The 3104-nt window shown below is 69.5% G+C and carries 3 protein-coding genes; 2 read left to right on the forward strand and 1 reads right to left on the reverse strand.

Annotated elements, in window-relative coordinates:
- On the forward strand, nucleotides 1–302 hold a 302-nt coding region (locus ACZ6CL_RS42795; protein ID WP_468946964.1), incomplete at its 5' end, for an IPT/TIG domain-containing protein.
- A gap of 196 nt (nucleotides 303–498) precedes the next feature.
- Here the strand turns inward: ACZ6CL_RS42795 and ACZ6CL_RS42800 are convergent.
- Complete coding sequence (locus ACZ6CL_RS42800) at nucleotides 499–1023, reverse strand: hypothetical protein (protein ID WP_468946967.1); 525 nt, start codon at nucleotides 1021–1023, stop codon at nucleotides 499–501.
- Nucleotides 1024–1854: 831 nt separating this feature from the next.
- Between ACZ6CL_RS42800 and ACZ6CL_RS42805 the strand changes: the two genes are divergently transcribed.
- The gene (locus tag ACZ6CL_RS42805; protein ID WP_468946969.1) at nucleotides 1855–2649 is read left to right on the forward strand and encodes an IPT/TIG domain-containing protein; all 795 of its coding nucleotides are present in this window, start codon (nucleotides 1855–1857) and stop codon (nucleotides 2647–2649) included.
- Nucleotides 2650–3104 lie beyond the last annotated feature (455 nt).

Genomic DNA, 3104 nt, shown 5'->3' on the forward strand with positions numbered 1-3104 from the left:
TGACGGTCACCACGCCCGGCGGTACGAGCAACGGCGTGTCCTTCACCTATAGCACGTCCCTGCCACCCAGGCTCGTGGCGGTGACGCCGCAGAGCGCCCGCACCGGCGACACTGTCGTCATCTTCGGCTGCAAGGTCAACCGTGCGACGAGGGTCGCCTTCGGTGGCCACTCGGCGGAAGACTTCACCGTCCTGTCCGACAACGTCATCCTCGCTGTCGTCCCGCCCGGAAACGGCACTGTGCCCGTCACCGTCACCACCCCCGCCGGCACCAGCAACCCGGTGCGGTTCAACTACGCCTGACGAATCCCCATGAGCCGTTCCCCACTGGAAGTTGCTGGTCACTTGGTTGGCGTGGGCCGGGGGCAGGGTGTTCGGGCCGGTCGGGGGCGTGATCCTCAGCAGGTGATCGTCTGGCCGTCGGCCCTCAGGTCCTCGTAGTGGTGGCCGATCTCGCTGTGCCTGCTCCAGGTGGCCACCACCACGTTGTCCGCCGCGTTCACGCCGTGCCGTCCTTCACCGGGACTGGCCTAGCGGCGAGCGGCGCGGCACAGGCGCTTACCGGGACGGGCAGCAAGGTGACGATGGCCGTGCGGGCGGCCGGACCGGCGTAGTGGCCGGAGCGGTCGGCGAAGGCCTGCGCGAGCCAGCCGTCGACGGCCTGGACGCGGTAGTCGCCGCGAGCGTCCAGGAGATCGCGGGCGGCTTCGTCCCGAGCCTGGCTCGCCACTGCGGCATTGAGACGCCCGGCGCCGCCCAGCCGTCCCAGTTCATCCGCGTGGTAGACCACACGCTGCTGCTCGTCGCGCTCTGCCCGCTTGGCCTCCTCCCGGCGCCGGTCGGCGGCGAGCTCCTCCTGGACGACGACGCCAGCCTCCGGGGCGTACGCCCCGCCGACAGCGGCGAGCAGGTGCGCGATGCGTTCCGACTCCGCGACTTCGGCGGGGCCGCGTTCGTCGTCGGCCAGGTCCTCGCGGCCACGGTCGAGGCGCTGCTGCGGCTGCGGCAAGAAGACCACCGGCATCGGCCGCTCCCCCTCCCGCCGGTTCGCGCTCAACACCGCCTGGCTGGAGCCCTCCCGGACCGCCGTTGATCTGCTCACCCGGGCCCAGGCCCTGTTGCTGGAAGGCGAGTTGGCCTCCGCCGAGCCAGGGAAGCCCGGCTACCGGCTGCTGCACGCAGCCGCCCGCATCACCCGCGCAGGCCGCCATCTCCACCTGCGGATCGCCGCCAGTCGGCCCTGCGACATGAGCTGGCGAACACTTTCGCCCGCCTCGCGGCCCTGCCGAGGCCGCCCACCTGAGCCGCGACACTGCCTCTGCCCACCCGCGACCCGAGGCCCCCGGAGCCCCCGACCCGAGTACCGGGCCCCGGCCGCATGCCCTGCCACCCACAAACCACCGCCCCACCGCAGTCAACCAGCTCAGCCCACCGAACTGGAACGAGGAGGCTGGCCGCAGCCCTCATTGGCCGTCGCCGACTCGCCAAGTGAAGCCACATGTATGTGGGACGACTTCGCTCCGGAGGAGGTGCCCTGTCCACAAGAGCGCGGGAGCGGAGCGGCAGTTCGCTGGTGGTACGCCACGACGCGGCGATCGCATGCGCGCTGCTCTGTATGGATGACCGGATGTCCAGGACTATTGTGTGCGGATCACCCCTGGGGCTTACTGAACCCATTCGCACAGGTGGGCTGCCCCCTCTCCCGCTGGAAAACCGGCTGCCGACTCGCCTGCCGGCTCATCCGGGCGCGGCATCGCGAGTGGCGTTGGCGGAGGACGCGGATCCATCAACCCGTGCGCCTGTCCGAGTGCGCGGCGGTTGATGTGACGGCTCACCGTACATCCAAGGAGACGTCATGGCAGTCGGCCCCAGCCTCATCTCACTCAGCCCCATCCAGGGCCACGACGGGCAGACACTGACCCTCACCGGCCAGGGACTGACGGGCACCAGCAGGGTGAACTTCGGTGCCAAGTCGTTCCCCCCGGCCACCGTCAGCGCCTCCACCGTCACCGTCCTCACCCCGGTACTGCCCGCCGGTCAGATCGATGTCAGCGTGACCGCGTCAGGCATCACGAGCAACGCCCTCCCGTTCTTCTACATCGCCGCCCCGATCTGCCGGGCGCTGAGCTTCAACGTCGGACCAGCCGCCCCCAGACTCCTCACCATCTTCGGCAGCGGCCTGTCGACCGCCACCGGGGTGCTTTTCGGCGCAGCCGGCCCCGGTACCGGACTGGTCATCGTCTCCGACACCTCGCTCAACGTCACCACGCCCCCACACGGCCCCTTCGGCGCCGCCTGCACGGACACGGTGGATGTCACCATCACCACCGTCGGCGGCACCACCTACCCCGAGGGCGCCTCCTGTCAGTACACCTACTACGACGCCCCGGACATCACGGGCCTGTCGCCCACGGCCGCGTCGACCGGCTCGACCGTCACCATTGTCGGCACCTGTCTGCCGGACGCCACCGAAGTGACGTTCACCCCGACCGGCGGCGGCACGGCGACCCAGGCCGCCTTCACCAACATCTCCACCTCTCGGATCACCGCCCTCGTCCCCCCCAGCCTCGTCGCAGGCACCTACGACATCCGAGTCACCACCCCGGGCGGCCAGAGCCCCATCGTCCCCATCGACGTCTTCACCATCTGAGACGCACACAGACCCGCGTCCCACCAGTGGCAACCCACTCCGGATTCGCTGGCCCGACCGGAGCGGCGGAACGTGGCGCGCTGTGGTCCCGGCCGGACTTGAGGAACGCGTCCACAGGCGAGGCGGCCTTGCAGGACCCGTTGCCGACGACCAGTGGCGAGCCCTGCCCGCGCTACACGTTCAAGGGGCTCCCTTTTACCCAAGGCCGTTAGTACTGCAACGGTGCTTGCTGTGACTGCTGACCAGGTCGGTGGTTGGTGTGGTGATGGGTGGGGACCTTGCTGATGTCAGGTTGTGGGGCGAGTGAACTGAACGATATGCACGAGCGCTTCGTACACCGTTTCAACAGGTCGGAGACGCCCCGGTTCTTGCCGCTGGATCTCCAGCAGGGCGGCGGCAATGGCGTCGAGCTTGCGCTGGATGGCGTGTTCCGCACGCCGTTCGGAGTTCTTCAG

The sequence above is a fragment of the Streptomyces sp. NPDC041200 genome (genome assembly GCF_055591805.1).